The sequence below is a fragment of the Neorhizobium sp. 05N33 genome (assembly GCF_056397445.1).
In genome coordinates, this window is record NZ_JBFTNK010000002.1 from 256,405 (window position 1) to 273,803 (window position 17,399).

Sequence of the window (17,399 nt, forward strand, 5' to 3'; positions counted from 1 at the left end):
TTGCGAACGAAAGTTCAGGGCCGCAAGCCCAACCGCTTTGCGCCGCCATTGCGGTGTTGCATCACCCCAATGACAAACGAGGCCGGAACATCATAACAATGTTCCGGCCTCTCAATGTATAAGGCCGACCATCGCGGCCGGCCGTTATGCTCTATCGTGACCGCCGCCGCGATGCCTCGGTGCACGTCAGTGACCCGCGGGCGCGGCTTTCGGATCGTCGATCTTCACACCCTCGACAATCTTCTTGCCCGGGTTCGGGTTCTTGTTGCCGCGCGAGGCATTGTTGCGGATGTCTTCCTTCGAGAGATAGTCGAGCTGCTCGACCAGGACCTCTGCCACCAGCCCGTCGCCGAGCTTCTTGTTGAAGTCATCCTTGATGGCCGTGCGGAACTTCTCGATATTGAAAGCGCCGGGCTTGCTGAGATCGACCATCTGGTTGCCGATCAGCAGCGTGAAAAGCTCGTCGGTCGTCAGTTCGGTGATCGGAAGCTTGGTGTTCTTGATCTTTTCCTTGTCCATCATGAACGAGACGCGGCCCAGGAAATAACCGGTGATCGCGCCGTCCGCGATCATCGGAATGGTGATGGATTCCCCGCGCACCAGCGTCTGAAGCTCCTTGCGCCTGGCCGCTTCATCGACCGGCGCCGGCGCTGCGGACATCTGCACGGAGAAATACACCGCCGCAAGCGTGACGATGCAGACCCATAGACCGGTGAGAAGGAGCTTGACCATCAGGCCTCGCCGTAGGTGAACTGTTCTTGGGTGTAGGTACCGTCGTCGTCCGCGTCACGGGCAGCGTTCTTCAGAAGATCCGCGACGGCGCGGACGGCGTGGAGATGCGCCTCGACCCGGCGGGCATTGAGGGCCAGCTTGCTCTTCAATCCGTGCATCTGATCGATATGGCCGGTGGCGAGCTGCTTCGGGTCGGTGCCGCGGAACAGCATGGTCAATTCGTAGAGGCAGCGGCTTTTGTGCGCGTTCGACACTTTCAGGTCGAATTCCGGATCGCGGCCGATCCGCTGATTTTCGTTGTCGATTATCAGCTCCAACCGGCCAAGCACGGTCTTGATGCGATAATCATTCGAAACGACTTCCATATTTTCTGCCCCAGTCTGATGCATATCAGGCCTCACTCTTCTTGCCGACGCCGAGAACCTGCCGCTCGAAATCGGTGATCATGCTTATTGCGCGGCTACGATCAGTTTCATTGGTGGTCGGATTGACCGTGGCCTGACGTTCCGCACGGGCGACCGCCTGCGAATACATCTGCTCGGCAATACCGACGCCGCCCTTTTTCGACATCTCGTCGGCAATCTTCTCAGCCATCATGCTCTTCCAGAATTCCCCGGCAGAGCCCTTGCCGTAAACGTCCTCGGTCTCCTTCGGGAGCATGGAATTCACGAAGGTCGAAAGCACCGAGGCTTCGAACTTGCGATATTCCTCCGGCATTTCGGCAACCTTGTTCGGCGCCTCCGGATTGCCGAGACCCGCCGCCGTGCCGGGTGTGTCGATGAATTTCATGGCTGCACCAAAACCCTTGCCAACTTCGGCAAGGCTAGTCGCGGCAAAGGCCGCCTTATTCGCCTTCAGCTTGGCCTGCGCTTCCTGAACGGCAGTCGGGTCCGCAGCGCGGACGACGTCCATGACCAGATCGCTCGGAGGTGAAATCGCCACGTCAGCTCCCTTCATGACTGCTGCGGACCGCATCCCTAAAGGTGCCCGAGCGCAGCAACAGTTTGAAATGGCACGTGATCCCGCCGATCTCGATTCGAGCCGGCAATCAGTGCAATGACGAGACTATGACGTTCGAAGCTTGCTGGAGGCTGGCCAGTCTATTTGACCCGATCGAGGGCAAGCGTGATATCGATGAGCTCATAGATCGAGTCGTCCGCGGCTTCGCGATCTTCATGATCACGGGCGTCCTTCATGTTCTCTTCCAGGCGGTCTGCCTTGGTGCGCTCCTTGAGAACCTTCATTTCCTGGATCTGCTGAACGCCGGCAAGCTGGCGTTCCTTCGTCGTCAGGCGACCGAACCGCTCGGAATAATGCTGCGAGAACTGTCGATGGACCGGGTTCATCGAGCCGATCGCATCTATGACTTCCTCCATCGACTGATTGACCTCCGCGCGATAGCGGGTGGTGGCCGCAAGCTCGTGTTCGGCCATCGTCTCGAGATGCCGCTGGACCGCAACGAGACGCTTGAGCTTGTCCGACCGCTTGACTGGGCCTGCCATTGGCGCCTCCTAGAAGGACCTGAAGATCGGCGCGAAACCATCCGCATACTGGCGAATGAAGGCGGCGATCGACAGATAGAGAAGGAAAAGCCCCCCCATCAATATGAAGGGCGTCGAGATGAAGAAGATCGGGATCTGCGGCGCCATCTTGTTGATGAGGCCGATCGCCACGTTGAACATCAGGCCAAAGATCAGGAATGGGCTTGCAAGCCGCAGCATGATGACGGTCGACGCTCTCAGGGTATCCGTCAGGGTGATCAGTATCTTCTGCGGATCGATCACCGCACCGACCGGCGTTGCCGTGTAAGAATCGACCAGCGCGCGGAACACGATGTGATGGAAATCCATCATGAACAGGAGCAGCAGCCCGCTCAGCGTCAGCAGGATAGTCAGCGAGTTTTCCTGCGAGTCTTCGAAAACGTCGTGGCCGCCAGGCGCCGTGAAACCGATCGAGAGGGTCAGGACCGTGCCGGCAAACTGCATGCCGAGTGTATAAAGCCGGGCGATCAATCCATAAACGGTGCCGATCGCGGCTTCGGTGAAGATCAGGCCAAGATAGGTGGCCGTCGGTTCCGACGCTTTCGGGTAGATCTGATCCCAGAGAACCGGCAGCACGGCCATCGACAGGGCGACGGCCACAAACAACCGCACCTGCACCGGAACGCGACCGCTTCCCAGCCCCGGGAGAACCATCACGCACGTCCCCATACGGCAGAACGCAAGGAAAAGTGCGAGAATGGTCCCCTGCGGGTCGGTAATCATGCGAGAATCGTCCTTTGCGGACAGCCTATCACGAAATGGCGCCGAGTATTTTGATTTCGAGACCCTTGGCGAGTTCTACATGGGAAAGAACGGGCAGGGTCGCGAACAGCCGCTCGATGATCATGCGGACGTAGGAGCGCGTTTCCGGCGAGGTGACGAGCACGAAAGGCAGGCCGCGGTCCATGAATTCACGGATGACCTTGGTCGCCTGTTCGCTGAATTCTTCGAGCGTGCGCGGATCGATGTCGAATTCGACCACTTCGCCCTTGCCGTCCCGCTTCAGCGCCTGGTGGAACAGCATGTCCCATTTGTTGCCGAGACGGAGCACACGCAGCACGCCGTTGTCGGCCAGGTCGCCACAGAGCTGCTGCGACATGCGCACGCGCACATGTTCGACGATCTGCTCCGTCTTGCGGACATGCGGAGCAAGCTCGGCTACCGCTTCCAGGATGAGATGCAGGTTGCGGATCGACACGCGCTCGGCAAGCAGAAGCTTCAGCACCGCCTGCAGGCCGGAATAGGACATATGCGACGAGCAGATCTCGTCGGCGAGCTTCTTGTACTCCGGATCGAGACGCTCGATCAGGATCTTGACGTCCTTATAGGACAGAAGCTGCGGAAGGTTGTTGCGGATGACTTCCGACAGGTGGGTCAGCACGACGGAGACGTTGTCGATCGGGTGGAAGCCTTCACGCTTCAAGTCTTCGGCGAAGGTTTCGAGGATCGACACCGCCGGCATGCCGAAGGCGGGTTCGCGGATCTCGTCGCCCGGGATGCTCGGCTTGCGGCCGGATCCGGTCACCACGAGGACGTCGCCGACCCGCAGAGCGTTCGAAGCGATCGTCGTGCCGTGGATGCGGATCTGGTAGGACTTTTCCTGGATCGAGATGTCGTCGGTAACCTTGATTTCCGGGACCACGAAACCGTATTGCGTCGCGAACTTTTTGCGCATCTTGCCGACACGGAAGGCAAGTTCCTGGTGGGCACCAAGCAACCGGGTGGAGACCTGCTTGCCGAGAGCGAGCTCGATTTCGGAGGTCTTGAGGACCGATTTGACCGAGTCCTTCTCCGCTTCCTTGGTCTGAACGACCTTCTGCTCTTCGTCTTCGCGACGCGCCTTGTTCTCCGCCTCGATACGGCGCGGAACGAGCCAGGCGCCGAAACCCATCAGGCCGCCGAGTGTCATAAAGGGCAGGAACGGCAGTCCAGGGATGATCGCCAGAAGAGCCATCAGACCAGCCGACATCGAAAGAGCGCGCGGATAGCCGCTCAGCTGGTCGATGACGGCCTTGTCGGTGGAGCCGGCGGTGCCGCCGCGGGTGACTAGGAGGCCGGCGGCGAGCGAAACGATGAGAGCCGGGATCTGCGTGACGATACCGTCACCGACGGACAGCTTCACGAAGACATCGGCGGCTTCGCCGATCTGCATGCCGTGGCGGAAGTAACCGATGATGATGCCGCCGAAGATGTTGATGGCGGTGATGATGAGACCGGCGATCGCGTCGCCGCGCACGAATTTCGATGCACCATCCATGGCCCCAAAGAAGGAGCTTTCTTCTTCGAGCTCGGAGCGGCGGCGTTGCGCTTCCTTCTCGTCGATGATGCCGGCCGAAAGGTCCGCATCGATCGACATCTGTTTGCCGGGGATGGCATCGAGAGTGAAGCGGGCGCCGACTTCCGCGATACGGGTGGCACCCTTGGTGATGACGATGAAGTTCACCGTGACGAGGATCATGAAGACGATCACACCGATCACGAAGTCGCCGGACATGACGAGGCCCGCGAAGCCCTGGATCACGTTGCCGGCCGCGCCATGGCCCTCGTTGCCGTGCGACAGGATCACGCGCGTCGTCGCGATGTTGAGCGACAACCGTATCATGGTGGCAATCAGCAGGATGGTCGGGAAGGACGAGAAGTCCAGCGGCCTCTGGATCCACAGCGCCACCATCAGGATCAACACCGAGAACGCGATCGAGAAGGCAAGGCCAAGGTCGATCAGAAACGGCGGGATCGGCAGGAAGAGGATACAGAGGATGGCGACGATGCCGCCCGCAAATCCGAGATCGCGACCGCTCGGGGCTACTTTCGGAATGGATAGTGAAGGTGGTTGCGCCATGACTTTCCCGTCTCTTCATGAGATGGCGGCAAGAAGTACTCCTGCCAGTTCATGTCCTGCCTAAAGGGCGAAGCTTGCGCGAAGGTGGGTAAGCGAAAAAGATCAGGCGGGCCACAACCGGGTCAGAACCCCGATTGCACCCGCGAAAATACCAGATGAGCAAAAAGATTGATCTGGCCGCCGATAAAAGGCGCAGTAATGCCGATCGTGATCATGATGGCGACGATTTTCGGCACGAACGTCAGCGTCATTTCCTGGATCTGCGTCAGAGCCTGGAGAAATGCAATAACGACACCCACGACCATCGCCACAAGGACCGCGGGACCGGAGGCGATCAGGATCGTCCAGATCGCCGCCTGCATGATATCAAGGGCATCGGCCTCATTCATTGCGCCGGCTCCGTCTGCTTTAAAGTTTCGGCGTCATGCCGAGGTATTCCCGATCTCAGCTACTCGCTGCAGGCTGATTCGAAAGAACGATCCCCGGCTGGATGAGAACCTTATCACCCTTCTCGGTGATCGCCACCAGACCGTCGGAATAGATTTCCACCTGTTTGATGACACCGGTGGTCTTGTCGTCGGCGCTGGTGATCGTCTTGCCGATCATGTCGGCAGCCTGCGAGAACGAGGACGCCTGGATCAGCGACTGCAGGTTCGAGTTCATCTTCACCGACTGCTCGACTTGCGAGAAGGTTGCGAGCTGGGAAATCTGCTGGCTCGCATCCATCGGATCGGTCGGATCCTGATACTTCATCTGCGCGATAAGCAGCTTCAGGAAGTTGTCGTAGTTCAGGCCTGCGGCCGACTTGTCGGACGATGCCGCCTTGCCGTCGCCGGCGGCGTAGGGGTTCTTGGTATTGATCGAGTCTACCGCCACGGTGCGATCTCCTTGCGAATCCGCTCGACTGTCGCCGGCGCGATTTCCCGATTGTTGAGGATACGGTCTTCGATGGAGTAGAGCGCGCGGATCGCCTTCAGAGCGTCGAAGGCGCGACCCGATGCAACCATACCGTCGATGCGCTTCAGTTCGGCCAGCATCTCATCATCGGTAAAGCAGGTCAGCAGCATGGCGACCGACTTGCGGAACAGCGCGTTCGACTGTTCCTTGCCATCCGGATTGATGAGCATCATCTGGGCGATGAAATAGAGCTGCCGAAGCGGCGTTGTCGCATCTTCCGGCTGAAGAACGTGGTTCTCCAGCAGGAACGTGACGTCGTTGAGAAATTCCAGCGCGACCTTGCGATCAACGCGCAGAACCGCGCCGTTGATGAATATCCGCTCGCCGGATTTCAAAGAGATGCGAAGCGTACTTTTCATTTAAGTCCATCCCTGATGATGGTGGTCACTTCAATAATGCCCTGGAAGTTGGTCGATTCACGGTTTCGGATCTTCTCGCATTCCTTCAGTATCCAGATTGCGATCGAGATCAGATCCGCTCGAAGTTCGTTGGCTAACTCGTTGTCCGGATGTTTCAGATCCTCGACGAAACGGATCCAGACACGCCGGGTATAGAACAACGCCTCAACCGTGGTGCGCGTATAGGCTTTCTCATCGCGCGCGGCGATCAGAAGCTCGATAGAGCGATCCAGGGCCTGCCGCTCGCGATCCTTGGCGTTGGCAACGCCGTCCTCCATGATCTCGGCATATGAAAATTGGTACATTCATGTATCCTTCGTCACGAGCCTTCCTTTATTCATCAAAGGAAGTTGGCCAGGCTCAGCTGCTGTATCTTTGCCGTTACTGTATATGCGGTTTCGAGAAGCGTCTTCATCGTATTGAGACGGGTCGCGGCCTCCTCCGGATCGACGTTCTCCATCGATCCGAGACTGGTCGTCAGAATATCTTTCTGCGCCTGCAACCTTTCCTCAGCCTTGGAGACGCGTTCGGTATAGATACCGATCGACGTCCGCTGCTGATTGATGCTGCCGTCGCTGTTCATCGCCTTGTTGATGAGGCTTGTGGTGCGAGTGGCGACCGCGGCCCGGGCATCCTTGTCCATCCCGGTCTGCAGGTATTCCATCGAGATGATCGACGCGAAAGCGAAATTGCGCATGCCCTGACTGTTGGCGTTGGTCGAGCTTTCGACCACCTCGGTCGGGCTGATGCGGCTCTTCATGTTTTCGTCGCTGGCATCGGAGAAGAAGGTTTTCCAGAAGTCCTGGCCGGCGACGGCCGCCGGATGGGGCGGGCTTGTCAGCGGCGCGGAGCCGTCGAACTTGGCTTGCAGATTATCCAGAAAGCCGTCCATCTGGGCCTTCGTCATCTGCTCCTTGCTCGGAATCGCATTAGCGGAAAGATATTGCGTGAGCTCGGCGGCGACGGCGGCCTTGGCCGGCGATCCGGGTGCGAAATAATCCTCCATCGGCTTCACGTCGGAATTGATGCCGGAGAAGATATACTCGCCCTGGACCGCGGTATTGGCAAAGTTCGTGAATGCATCGAGCGCGTCGGACATCGCCATGCGCGCCGTCGCCAGGCTTGTTTCGTCGGCCGAGCTTCCAAGCGTCAGGATCGCGCTCTGAATCTTCAAGCCCTGTTCGTTCATGCTCTTGAGCGAAAGCTCAGCGGTTTGGAGACGCTGTGTCGCGAGTGCTGCGGTTGTCAGAAGCGAGTCGGTGCGGCTGATGTCGCGGGAAAGATCGAGAGCGCGCGACGTATTGGCTCCGAGGGCGACGCCGAGATCGGCGTGTTTCTGGCTCACCGCCTCCTGGTTCGCCTTCACCATCTCGCGTTGAACGTTCGAGATGGAGTTTCGCATCGTGGTCTGGATCGACAATGTGGAAATGAAAGAGGTCTTCATGATCAGCTCGCAATATCCAAGAGGGCTTTCATCATATCGTCGACCGTCGACATGAGCTTGGCTCCCGCCTTGTAGGACTGCTCGATATCGAGAAGCAGCGACAGTTCTTCGTCGAGGCTGACGCCCGTATTGCTGGAAAATGCTTCAAGACTGCGCGACAGCATGGCCGTCTTCGTCTCGTCTGCGGCGGTCGCCGTGCTGCGAAGCTGCTCGAGCCAGCCCATGGAATCGGCCGCGAAAGACAGCACGTCCGGCGCATCGGCGATTTCCGTGTCCGTATCGAAGGCCATCGGGCTGGTCAGGTTTTGGTTGTACTTGTCGAGGAGGTCCCCATAGCTGCTGCCGCCCGTGTTGACGATGTAGGTCGCGCCGTTGATGCCGCCGTCGCGCACCTTGTCCGGCGTGCCGGCCGGCGGAACGACCACCGGATTGACGAAGATCTTGGAGGCGAGGCCCGGAACGATCGTGCCGGCAGCGGGAATGGCCGTCTGCTGGACGCCGGCGCCATCTTTGTATGTGAAGAGACCCGTCATCGGCGTCAAGGCGCCGGTCGGCCCGGTTTCTGCAAACGAGGTGATCAGACCACGGGCGATTTCGTCGAGCTGGCTCTGGAAGGTCGGTGCGATCTTGTCGCGGATCTGCATATGGGCCTGAATGGAGCCCTTGGCGGTGGTGTTGCCCGAATCTCCGGGCTTGAGCGCCACGCCGTCGATATAAACACCGTTACCGGAGGTCGATGCATCGAAAGCGGCTGTCTGCTGGAATGTCACCTTGCGCGGTACCGCCTCGAACAGCGTCGTGCCGTCCGTGGTGTAGAGTACCATGTCGTTGCCGCCGCGCGTATAAGACGTGACGCCGACGATTTCCGAGATCTTCTTGACGAGGCCATCGCGCTCGTCGAGAGAGTCGTTCGGGTCGGCGCCGCTGGAGACCGCGTTCTTGACCTGGTTGTTGACGGTCTCGAACTTCGCAAGCAGCGCGTTCAGATCGATGACATTCTGCTTGATCTGATCGTCCGCGTCCTTGCGGATCTGCTGAAGCTTGTCGGAAGCGATATTGAGGCCGGCCGCTACGTCCCGCGCGCTCGAAATGAAGGAGATGCCGATGCCGGTATCGTTCGCCTTTCCGGCGAAGGCATCGAGGTTGTTGCGGAAGGCCGCGATCAGCTTGGCGGGGGAGAGCTCGTTGTCGTTCCCCCCCATCAGGTTCTTGATCTCCTGGAGGCCGTCCAGCACCGTCCGCTGGCCGCTTGCGATCGACGAGCTTGCGATCGTCTGGCGCAGGAGCGGCTCGTTCTGGGACCGTGTAATGTCGCCGATCATGGCCCCGTTGCCGCCGGTCACGACCATCGCGGATCGGCGGCTGTAATCGGGGTTTTGTGCATTAGCGATGTTCTTCGCCGATACCGCCGACTGGGTGCCGGAGTTGGTGAAGATCGATTGTGCCGTAGACAATGCTGATGCGAGCGACATTTTTTACTAACCTCTTGAGACTTATTCTCTCGATCGTCGGTCCGATTATCTCTTCAGATTGATCAGGACGTCCATCAGGTCCGAACCGGTCTGGAAGACCTTTGAATTCGCGGTGTAGACGCGCTGCGATTCGATCATTTCAGTGAGCTCGCTGGCGATATCGACGTTGGAGCTTTCAAGCGCGCCGGAATAGACCTGGCCGAAGGCGCCGGACTGCGGGAAGCCGATGGTGACGACGCCCGAGTCATTGGTCGGCAGGAAGACGTTGCCGTTCTGCGGAAGCAGCTTGTCGATGCTCGGAACCGTTGCAAGCGCGACCTGGTAGATAGGGCGACGGCCGCCATCCTGGTAGACCGCCGTGACCAGACCGTCGCCGCCGATTTCGACATCGGTGATCGGGCTCGGCGCGTTGCCATCAATGATACCCTTGCCCGGCGTGAAGGCGGCTGCGAACTGCGTCATTTCCGAAAGGTCGATCTTGATCGCCTGCGAGGGAGTTGCGCCGTCGGTCGGGTCGACGAAGGTGATGGACTTGTCGGAACCTGTCGGCGGAGGACCAGCGGAATAAGCGGCCGTCTGCAGCTTGTTCGTGTTCGGGTCGAACACGAGATTTGCCGTCTGCTTGACGAGGTTTGCAGCCGGAACCGCCACGTAGGGGAAACCGCCGTTGGTCGACTGATCCTGGCGATAGACCGACACTTCCCATGTATCGGGACCGGTACCGGTCTTGGTGTAGTAGAAGTCGTAGAGCACTTTGCTACCGGCATGGTCGTAGGCCGTCAGCGAGCTCTTGTTGGTGATGACACTGCCTGCGACGTTGTCGCTCGGACGAGTGCCGGCAGGCACAACGGCCGCTCCCTTGTCCAGGTTGGCAGGGAAGCTGCCCGTGCTGGACGGCGAAGAGACCATCCCGAAGTCGTTGATGTTGATTTCTTCGAGACCGTTGAAGCCGTTGACGACGGCTGCCGGCGGGTTCGAGCCGTAGGGATAACCCATCAGGTTGAAGCCGGCAGTGTTCTTGAGGAAGCCCGTCGCATCCTTCACGAAGGCACCGGCGCGGGTCAGGTAAGGAGTACCGTTCGGATCGCTGACGATGAAGAAGCCTTCGCCCTGGATGGCAAGATCGGTCGAGGAGGTGGTGTACTGGATGCCACCCTGGTCTGCGATGCTGTAGCGAACGTTGGTTTCGACACCGCCGGAAGAATACGAACCCTGGGTCGAGGGCAGGACCAGCGTGGAGAACGCCGTGGAAGAACGCTTGTAACCGACGGTGCTCGAATTCGCGATGTTATCGCCAACAGTACCGAGACGGTTTGCCTGAGCGTTCATGCCCGAGACGGCCGTTTTCATCGTGCCGAAAATACTCATAGGAAATCTCCTTTTTGTCTGATGGAGAGAGTAAGTGGCGGGCCTTGCGTGAAGCTGTCTGCTTACGGTTCCCGCCGAAAATATGCGGCAAGGCCCTTTTGGAAAATCAGTTCCAGTCGATGCAATAACCAAGGAAACGCTTGGAATCGACCGGGTCGAAGCCGAGCTTCTTGCGCAGCTTCTTGCGCAGCTTGCTGATGTGGCTTTCGACGACGTTCTCTTCGACTTCCTCGTCGAAGATGCCGTAGATGGCGTTGAAGATCTGGGTCTTGGAAACGCGACGACCGCGGTTGGAGACCAGGTATTCGAGGATGCGGCGCTCGCGGCGCGGCAACGCGAAGACGTCGCCGTCGATTTCCGGATCACGACCGTCGGAGAATACCCGGATCGAACCGATATCGGTGAAATTCGAGATTGCCTTCAGCCGACGACGGATCGCCGCGGCACGCGCCAGGATCTCGCGGGGATGGATGGGCTTGCGCACCACGTCGTCCACGCCGCTGTCGAAGAAGGCAAGGGTCGCCTCCAGGGAGGGCTGATCGCTGACTGCGATCACCGGTGCCATGGACCGGTCCCGGATAGCCCGCGGCAGTTCGAGCGTCCGCTCGCCCTGACCGATCAGGAAGGCTTCGACCGCGGCGATGTCCGAATCAGCCGCCGTGCTCACCCATTCGCCGAATTCTTTTGGATCGAACCCCTGGGACGGAATTCCTTCGCGTCCAAAAAGAGATGTGTATCCGTCTTTCACGAGCTCACGCTCATCAACCACTACGATCATTCGTCCGCCTCCGAATCACTTGTGGTGCTTCAATATGTCTATGGGTACGAATCGGCGGAATCCGAGACAAGCTGTGTGAAGTTAACCAAACAAATTAATAGTTGATTAATAACTGCACCGCGATTTGCACTAGATGTAGTGGGTGTACCGATTTTGAACACAAGTTTCCGGTGGAAAAATTAACGCATCGTAAAAGAAGGCTTGCATGGCCATTTTTGCCATAAATGCAAACCGCTGCAATTTTGCGATTCTTTATTTTAACGATTCAACTACAGATTGCTTAGCTGGCGCAGAACCGGGAAGCGTTGGAGGTCCACTCTCCGTAGCCTGTGGCGACGAGATTGCTGATCACCCGGCAGACATATTGCTTCTGAGCGGGATTGTTATTCGGTCCGGCGTGGTATCGCGCCACCGCCATCGTCCAAGTTTCGTGTTTGTCGTGCAGGTTCCGGAGGAACTTTGCCGCGTATTCAACATTGCGTTTCGGGTCGAACATCTCTTCCGGGGACGAAAAATTTTCGCCGTGGAAGTAGTGGTTGATCTGCATGCAGCCGATGTCGATGAGCTTCATGCCCTGCCGCTTGGCGTCGTAAAAGGTCGTCATCGCCGCCTGCTGCGAGGGTGGAAAAAAGGCCTTTCCCTCGACATTCATGGCATAGGCGCTGAGGCTGCCCTTGCGGCCGGTTTCGGTCAGACCGACAGAATAGAGAATACCTTCCGGTACGCCGTATTTTGCCGCGGCTGCCTGTATTTCCCGTTCGCAGACGCCGGAATTGACAGATGAACTTGTGGCCGGCGCGCTGCTAGCCGGCGTTCTGACGGGCGCGCGGCGCGTGATGGCAGCTCGGCTCGGAGGTGCGGCGGGCGCAGCTGCGCCCTGCTGCGTTCCCCAACCTCCAGAACTGAAGAGCGACCCGGCGTCGACGTCAAAGGTAGAGCTGACCAGGACGAGCGCCGCCAGGAGCGGTCCCCGCCACATTGTCCGATGCCGCGTCATTTGCATTCCTCGTCCCCTGATCGGCGGCCTGGCGCTCCCCATTCTGCTGCTGGCCACGACCGGCAGCCTGGCCTTGGCGCCCACCTTCGGCCATGGCCTGCTGGCCCGTCTGGCCGGGTTGCCCCTGCTGGCTGCTGGTACCGTCGGAATCTGCCGTCGGCGCGATGCTGATGGTCACCTGGTCGACGGCAAAGCCCTGCGCACGCAGCGCATCGAGAATACCGCCGCTGTCCTCGCTGAGCTGCCTGTAGGCCGCCCGCGTCTCGACGGTGAGATGAACATTCAGCTCCTCGCCGTGAAGCCGCAGCATGGCCGTCACCGCGCCGAGATCGTGCGGGTTCATCTGCAGCTTCAGAGTATTCACGACAGTGCCGGTGCTGCTTTGCGCAGCGGCATTCGAAAGAGCCGAACTGGGGCTCATGGCGCCGGCCCATTCCGGGTCACCCGACAACATCGCCGTGAGATTGGCGCCGTTCGAATTCGCTGCGAGCCCGAGGAACCGGCGCGCGTCGAGCACGGTAACGTTTTCCGCGACCCCGTTCGACGGCACTCTGGGCTCCATGGCGCCGCGCTCGCCTCGACCACCGACAGTCATATCGACATGCTGGTCGCCACGTGCATTGCTGAAACGGAAGACACGGGTGCCGGGAGCGCTCGTGTCGGTATCCACCGGCGTCGAAAGCGGATCACCGTCCGCCTCACTCCGCACGCCGGCGTGCTTGGCATCCTTGACGGCAAGAGCATCGCCTTCGTGCCCGCTACCGTCCTGACCTTTTGCCCGCTTGTTCGGCTGCTGCCCGGGCGCATTCTTCGATATCATCGCGCTGATCTCGCCGACGCTCGTTTCGCCGCTCGTCAAAAGCGAGAGCATGTCGGTGATCTTGGCATCGTCTGCGACCAGCATGGAGAGGTCGAGATCTTCGCTGCCGTCCGTCTCCGTCGCCGCAGCCTTTTCGGATCTGGCGGCGCGCTTGCCCTGAACCTCGTCCGACTTCCGCGCGACGGCTTTCGCGGCCTCCAGGGCCTCGCGAAGCTTTTTCTCGGCAGGGGTCACCTGCTTTTCCTTGTGCTCGTTCGCCGCGGCCTGCTTCAGAGCGCCTGCGTTTTCTTCCGTCTCCTCGATCGGGCGACGGAGTGATTCCGGTTTGATGTCGATGATCGGCTTTGGCTTGCCATGCTTCACATCGCCGGCCATGCGCTCTTCCGCAGAAGACGCGCGAGCGCCCTCCTCCGGTACGTCCTTATTGTTCGGAGATGCATCGCGGTCAAAACCGGAAAGAGCGTCGGAGAACCCAGAGGAACCATCGGCGCCTTTGCGACCGGCAACACCCTGCTTCGTGGACGAAGCCGCATCGGCCGCGCCAGTCTTACCACCACCAAGAATGTCTGTAATCATTTGGAAGCGTTCTCCTCCTTCAGCATTGCGTCGATAGCACTCAATTTCGAACGACCGCTATCGACGAATGTCTGGAAGGCCGGATCGAATTTGGCAGCGGTGCCGGCCATCGGACGTTCCGTGGCGGAGGCAGGCCCAGCGATCTCATTCCTGGGCAACGCGACTGGAGATTTCGCGTCTTCTGTATTAGTCAGTTTGATAGCTTTATCTTGTGCGAGGCTGTCGGCGACGGGCCGGCTAACGACCTGCTCTGCCACTGTTTTTGCCGCCTGCCTCAATGCGCGGTCACGCGGCGAAAGAGTTTCCTCGGGAACGTCGGCTATCGCCTGGATGGCCTGCCCGATGTCCTTGGTAGGGATATTGGCAAATCCGCCGTAAAGCTTCGCGAGCGCCTCGGGCGTCGGACTTTTGGCGAGTGTTTCGGCCTTTGCGGAGGCGAGGCGCGCAAGATCGTTCTTGCCGGCGATTGCCGCCGAGCGAGCGATGCGCAGGAAAATCTCGCGCCGCCGGTCGGCGTCCATGAATTCCACCGCTCCGTCGATATCGTCCTGCGTGATCTCACCGAAGTGGCCGACGACCAGCTGCACGAAGAAATCGGCGAATTGGCTGGCATAGGGCGAATGGATGAAACGCCGCGCGTATTTGCGTGAATAGGAGAGCGCCTGGGCCACCATGTTGGCATCGACGGTGATCGCGACCGATCGGCGCAAAGCGGCTTCCTCGATGATCGTGCCCGGCGCGGTCAAGCGCGCCCAGTCATAAAAGACCAAAGCGCCCTTCGGATCCTTGGCGACCATCACGTTTCCGCTGACGAGCGAAAGGTAGGGGCCGATCTTCTCGTCGCGATATTCCTTGGCCATTTCGCTCAGACTTTTTTCGATCAGCGTCCCGCGGCCGCCGAGATACTTTCTCAGCCCATCGGCAACGCGATTGTCGAAATTGCCTGCAACGTCGCGCGAGGCGAGATATTCGAGCGTCGCGGGATTGCCGCCGCTCATGGCATAGACCAACGCAGCGTCGACATTGCGCGGATCCTCGAAGACCGACGGGTCGGCAGTCCGCAGGCGCTGATCGATCGTTTCCAGCATGAAGCGTTGCATTTCGGCGGCCGAGTGGTCGCCGAGCACAACGGAATCCTGCACGAACTGCAGGGACCTGAGCATCGCATAGGGCGCAAGGTCCGCACGATCCTGAGCCGATGCCGCAGGCGCGAGCGCAACCCCGAGCACGAGGCCAGCCGCAACTAAGGACTTTATGCCCACAGCCATCACTATCCCTCGTCCGCCCCGATCAGGATTTCGATACGCCGATTGCCAGCGGCGAGCGGATCCGCCGGGACCTGCAGGCGCCTGTCGGCGAAGCCGGAAACCTGCTTGATACGATTCTCCGCCAGGCCGCCATGCACCAGCATGTAGTAGGCGCTGTGAGCGCGGGACATGGAAAGACGCCAGTTGTCGTTCTCGGTGCCCTTGAACTGACGGCCGTCGGTGTGTCCGCGCAGGACGATACTGCCCTTGCGGTCCTTAAGGATCTGGCCGATCTTCTCCATTGCCAGCACCATTTCGCGACGCGGTACGGCCGAACCGATATTGAACATCGGGTCGTCGGTCTGGTCCGAAATCGAGACGAGCAGACCGCCTTCTGCAGGCGTTACGACGAGACCTTCCGCCAGCTTGCCGGCAATGCCGGAAATCTGCTGCTGGATTTCCTTCTTCAGCTCGTCGGCAGCCTTCAGCTCGGCCACTTGTTCCGCCTTCGCGCCATCCTCCGGCTTCTGGCCCTTGAGATTGGCCGGTTTCACGGCCTCGGCGCCCGACGGCGTCTGAGGCTTGTCCAGCTGGGTCGGATCCGGGCGCGGAGTCGGGATGGCGACGGCCATCTGGGTCTGTTGCAGCTGTGTCTTGGCTTCCGTGGACTGCGGGGCCTGCTGATATTGCGGCGCCTGCCCCATCTGGGCCAATGGATCGTCGCTCGCCGTGGTCTTGACGGCTTTTTCAGGTCCGTCGGCGCGGGTCACCTGCATCTGTTTGGTCCAAAAGTCCGGATCGAACGGATCGCGATAGGCCTGACCGCCGTCGGCACCGGTCGCGGGGCCCGAGTCACTTGCGCCGCCCTCGCCCTTGGCGCTGACATTGGCCTGCTGGCCAACCTGCTGGGCAATTTCGGCAAGAACGGAATAGGGATTTTCGAAGAAATCCGCTTCGGAATAATTGGGTTCGTCGCCGGACGTCGAGGTCATGTCCTCGCCGGTCGCTGCCGCGGAGCCCTGAACGTCACCTTCCGCCTTGACCTTCGACTTCTCGCCCTTCTCCTGACCCTCGGCCGCATCGACCGGCTTTTCCAATCCCTTCGAGGCCGGGGTCTCGTCGGAAAGCTTGATCGGGTTGAAATAGCTCGCCATCGAGGCCTTCGTCTCCTCGTTGGCGGCGTTGACCAGCCACATGACGAGGAAAAACGCCATCATCGCGGTCATGAAGTCGGCATAGGCGATCTTCCAGGCGCCACCATGGACGCCTTCGTCGTGTGCGCCGCCATGTCGCTTGACGATGACGACCTCGTTCTTGCCGTGGTGATGGTTTTCGCCTTCGCTCATCCCAATACCTTCTTCAGACCCGCCAACCACGCAGACATGCGGGTCACAAGGGCGGTTTCGCCGATGTCGACCGCAATATCGAGGTCAGGCGCTTCGATATGGCGCAGGAGTTGGGTGGGCGCTCCAAGCGCAGTTTTCAGTTTTTCGAACAGATGCACCGGACCGCGAACCGTCAATGTGCCGACGTCGCCCTCGAGCATGGCGCTGCGGATGATGTCGGCCATGTCGGAGATCGCCTTGGCGACCAGCGCTTCGTCGAGGAGGGGCGACAGGATCCGTGCCGTCTGGTCGCTGACGGCCTGCGCCGTCAGCCCGGCAATGTCCTGAAGGCCCATCGAGATCGTCGTAGCCACTTCGGTCTCATATTTTTCGTGCAGCGCTGCGATTTCCTGCGCATGTGCGGCCAAAAGCGCTTGCCGCTCTTCGTCAAAACGCTGCTGAAGTTCCTCCGACGCTGCCTCGTGACCCTTCGCATAAGCCTCGGTGCGCTCGGCTTCAATATCGATTGGTTCTTCGACCATGGCGGGAAATGCCAGATCGTCTTCGAGACCATCGCCGAAACCCTCGGCCGACAGGGATAAAGGCAGGGTCTGCGGCTCGCTGAAATCCTTCAGATAGCGGGCGATCGAAGCACTCATCGTGAGCCCCCCCGCCCTGCCGTCGCCTTTCGTGCGGGGCTCGTCATGAGCCTCCCGAAAGCGCAAATCGTCACCGCTGCAATCATCGTATCATCCCGACAAGGTTGCCATTCATCTGTCCTCGGCGACACAAGACACTTCGCCGGACTTTAACGGAACGGTAGGAAGTTAAACTTGCGCGAGGATGAAGATGCCGTATCGCCTCGAACCTCGCGGACAGGTCCGGCCGAGTATTATCGGGCGACG

The 17,399-nt window shown here is 59.7% G+C and carries 19 protein-coding genes; all 19 read right to left on the bottom strand.

Annotated features, from left to right (window positions below; all coding sequences use genetic code 11):
* Positions 1 to 186: 186 nt before the first annotated feature.
* The 19 genes from AC1DLT_RS05505 to AC1DLT_RS05595 all read right to left on the bottom strand — a co-directional run bounded on the left by AC1DLT_RS05505 (position 187) and on the right by AC1DLT_RS05595 (position 17,153).
* Entirely contained in the window at positions 187 to 732 is a 546-nt protein-coding gene (locus AC1DLT_RS05505; RefSeq protein WP_038539817.1) for a hypothetical protein, read from the bottom strand.
* A complete protein-coding gene (locus tag AC1DLT_RS05510) occupies positions 732 to 1,097 on the bottom strand; it encodes a hypothetical protein (RefSeq protein ID WP_038539815.1) in 366 nt (121 codons plus the stop codon). Before AC1DLT_RS05510 ends, AC1DLT_RS05505 begins: the two co-directional genes overlap by 1 nt.
* 25 nt (positions 1,098 to 1,122) lie before the next feature.
* On the bottom strand, positions 1,123 to 1,674 hold the full coding sequence (locus tag AC1DLT_RS05515; RefSeq protein WP_038548718.1) for a rod-binding protein: 552 nt from the start codon (positions 1,672 to 1,674) through the stop codon (positions 1,123 to 1,125).
* Positions 1,675 to 1,832: 158 nt separating this feature from the next.
* A complete protein-coding gene (locus AC1DLT_RS05520) occupies positions 1,833 to 2,234 on the bottom strand; it encodes a hypothetical protein (protein ID WP_038539812.1) in 402 nt (133 codons plus the stop codon).
* Positions 2,235 to 2,243: 9 nt separating this feature from the next.
* Complete coding sequence (fliR, locus tag AC1DLT_RS05525) at positions 2,244 to 2,996, bottom strand: flagellar biosynthetic protein FliR (protein ID WP_038539809.1); 753 nt, start codon at positions 2,994 to 2,996, stop codon at positions 2,244 to 2,246.
* 28 nt (positions 2,997 to 3,024) lie between these two features.
* Entirely contained in the window at positions 3,025 to 5,112 is a 2,088-nt protein-coding gene (gene flhA, locus AC1DLT_RS05530; RefSeq protein WP_038539807.1) for a flagellar biosynthesis protein FlhA, read from the bottom strand.
* A gap of 122 nt (positions 5,113 to 5,234) precedes the next feature.
* Complete coding sequence (gene fliQ / locus AC1DLT_RS05535; protein WP_038539804.1) at positions 5,235 to 5,501, bottom strand: flagellar biosynthesis protein FliQ; 267 nt, start codon at positions 5,499 to 5,501, stop codon at positions 5,235 to 5,237.
* A gap of 55 nt (positions 5,502 to 5,556) precedes the next feature.
* Positions 5,557 to 5,988, bottom strand: a complete 432-nt coding sequence (gene flgD, locus AC1DLT_RS05540) for a flagellar hook assembly protein FlgD (protein ID WP_038539801.1) — start codon at positions 5,986 to 5,988, stop codon at positions 5,557 to 5,559.
* Positions 5,979 to 6,428, bottom strand: a complete 450-nt coding sequence (flbT, locus tag AC1DLT_RS05545; protein WP_038539798.1) for a flagellar biosynthesis repressor FlbT — start codon at positions 6,426 to 6,428, stop codon at positions 5,979 to 5,981. Before flbT ends, flgD begins: the two co-directional genes overlap by 10 nt.
* The gene (gene flaF, locus AC1DLT_RS05550; RefSeq protein WP_038539795.1) at positions 6,425 to 6,772 is read right to left on the bottom strand and encodes a flagellar biosynthesis regulator FlaF; all 348 of its coding nucleotides are present in this window, start codon (positions 6,770 to 6,772) and stop codon (positions 6,425 to 6,427) included. Before flaF ends, flbT begins: the two co-directional genes overlap by 4 nt.
* A 35-nt stretch (positions 6,773 to 6,807) precedes the next feature.
* The gene (locus tag AC1DLT_RS05555) at positions 6,808 to 7,911 is read right to left on the bottom strand and encodes a flagellar hook-associated family protein (protein WP_038539793.1); all 1,104 of its coding nucleotides are present in this window, start codon (positions 7,909 to 7,911) and stop codon (positions 6,808 to 6,810) included.
* 2 nt (positions 7,912 to 7,913) lie between these two features.
* Complete coding sequence (gene flgK, locus AC1DLT_RS05560) at positions 7,914 to 9,383, bottom strand: flagellar hook-associated protein FlgK (RefSeq protein WP_477483716.1); 1,470 nt, start codon at positions 9,381 to 9,383, stop codon at positions 7,914 to 7,916.
* Positions 9,384 to 9,428: 45 nt separating this feature from the next.
* Positions 9,429 to 10,751 (bottom strand): flagellar hook protein FlgE, encoded by a 1,323-nt coding sequence (locus tag AC1DLT_RS05565; RefSeq protein ID WP_038539787.1) that lies wholly within the window; start codon positions 10,749 to 10,751, stop codon positions 9,429 to 9,431.
* A gap of 106 nt (positions 10,752 to 10,857) precedes the next feature.
* Entirely contained in the window at positions 10,858 to 11,529 is a 672-nt protein-coding gene (rem, locus tag AC1DLT_RS05570; RefSeq protein ID WP_037085198.1) for a transcriptional activator Rem, read from the bottom strand.
* 280 nt (positions 11,530 to 11,809) lie between these two features.
* Entirely contained in the window at positions 11,810 to 12,367 is a 558-nt protein-coding gene (locus AC1DLT_RS05575) for a transglycosylase SLT domain-containing protein (RefSeq protein WP_477486487.1), read from the bottom strand.
* A gap of 88 nt (positions 12,368 to 12,455) precedes the next feature.
* Positions 12,456 to 13,922, bottom strand: coding sequence for a flagellar hook-length control protein FliK (fliK, locus tag AC1DLT_RS05580; RefSeq protein ID WP_477486128.1), 1,467 nt, complete (start codon positions 13,920 to 13,922; stop codon positions 12,456 to 12,458).
* Positions 13,919 to 15,190, bottom strand: a complete 1,272-nt coding sequence (gene motC / locus AC1DLT_RS05585) for a chemotaxis protein MotC (RefSeq protein WP_477483714.1) — start codon at positions 15,188 to 15,190, stop codon at positions 13,919 to 13,921. The genes fliK and motC overlap by 4 nt, the downstream gene beginning before the upstream one ends.
* A gap of 2 nt (positions 15,191 to 15,192) precedes the next feature.
* A complete protein-coding gene (locus AC1DLT_RS05590) occupies positions 15,193 to 16,515 on the bottom strand; it encodes a MotB family protein (RefSeq protein WP_477486129.1) in 1,323 nt (440 codons plus the stop codon).
* Positions 16,512 to 17,153: a hypothetical protein gene (locus AC1DLT_RS05595; protein WP_247137826.1), complete on the bottom strand. Its 642-nt coding sequence runs from the start codon at positions 17,151 to 17,153 to the stop codon at positions 16,512 to 16,514. The genes AC1DLT_RS05590 and AC1DLT_RS05595 overlap by 4 nt, the downstream gene beginning before the upstream one ends.
* Between the last annotated feature and the right edge of the window lie 246 nt (positions 17,154 to 17,399).

Excerpts from the sequence above, each read along its gene's own strand:
- AC1DLT_RS05505 (WP_038539817.1), bottom strand. The coding sequence starts at position 732 with ATGGTCAAGCTCCTTCTCACCGGTCTATGGGTCTGCATCGTCACGCTT.
- AC1DLT_RS05510 (WP_038539815.1), bottom strand. The coding sequence starts at position 1,097 with ATGGAAGTCGTTTCGAATGATTATCGCATCAAGACCGTGCTTGGCCGG.
- AC1DLT_RS05520 (WP_038539812.1), bottom strand. The coding sequence starts at position 2,234 with ATGGCAGGCCCAGTCAAGCGGTCGGACAAGCTCAAGCGTCTCGTTGCG.
- fliR (WP_038539809.1), bottom strand. The coding sequence starts at position 2,996 with ATGATTACCGACCCGCAGGGGACCATTCTCGCACTTTTCCTTGCGTTC.
- flhA (WP_038539807.1), bottom strand. The coding sequence starts at position 5,112 with ATGGCGCAACCACCTTCACTATCCATTCCGAAAGTAGCCCCGAGCGGT.
- fliQ (WP_038539804.1), bottom strand. The coding sequence starts at position 5,501 with ATGAATGAGGCCGATGCCCTTGATATCATGCAGGCGGCGATCTGGACG.
- flbT (WP_038539798.1), bottom strand. The coding sequence starts at position 6,428 with ATGAAAAGTACGCTTCGCATCTCTTTGAAATCCGGCGAGCGGATATTC.
- flaF (WP_038539795.1), bottom strand. The coding sequence starts at position 6,772 with ATGTACCAATTTTCATATGCCGAGATCATGGAGGACGGCGTTGCCAAC.
- AC1DLT_RS05555 (WP_038539793.1), bottom strand. The coding sequence starts at position 7,911 with ATGAAGACCTCTTTCATTTCCACATTGTCGATCCAGACCACGATGCGA.
- flgK (WP_477483716.1), bottom strand. The coding sequence starts at position 9,383 with ATGTCGCTCGCATCAGCATTGTCTACGGCACAATCGATCTTCACCAAC.
- AC1DLT_RS05565 (WP_038539787.1), bottom strand. The coding sequence starts at position 10,751 with ATGAGTATTTTCGGCACGATGAAAACGGCCGTCTCGGGCATGAACGCT.
- rem (WP_037085198.1), bottom strand. The coding sequence starts at position 11,529 with ATGATCGTAGTGGTTGATGAGCGTGAGCTCGTGAAAGACGGATACACA.
- fliK (WP_477486128.1), bottom strand. The coding sequence starts at position 13,922 with ATGATTACAGACATTCTTGGTGGTGGTAAGACTGGCGCGGCCGATGCG.
- motC (WP_477483714.1), bottom strand. The coding sequence starts at position 15,190 with ATGGCTGTGGGCATAAAGTCCTTAGTTGCGGCTGGCCTCGTGCTCGGG.
- AC1DLT_RS05590 (WP_477486129.1), bottom strand. The coding sequence starts at position 16,515 with ATGAGCGAAGGCGAAAACCATCACCACGGCAAGAACGAGGTCGTCATC.
- AC1DLT_RS05595 (WP_247137826.1), bottom strand. The coding sequence starts at position 17,153 with ATGAGTGCTTCGATCGCCCGCTATCTGAAGGATTTCAGCGAGCCGCAG.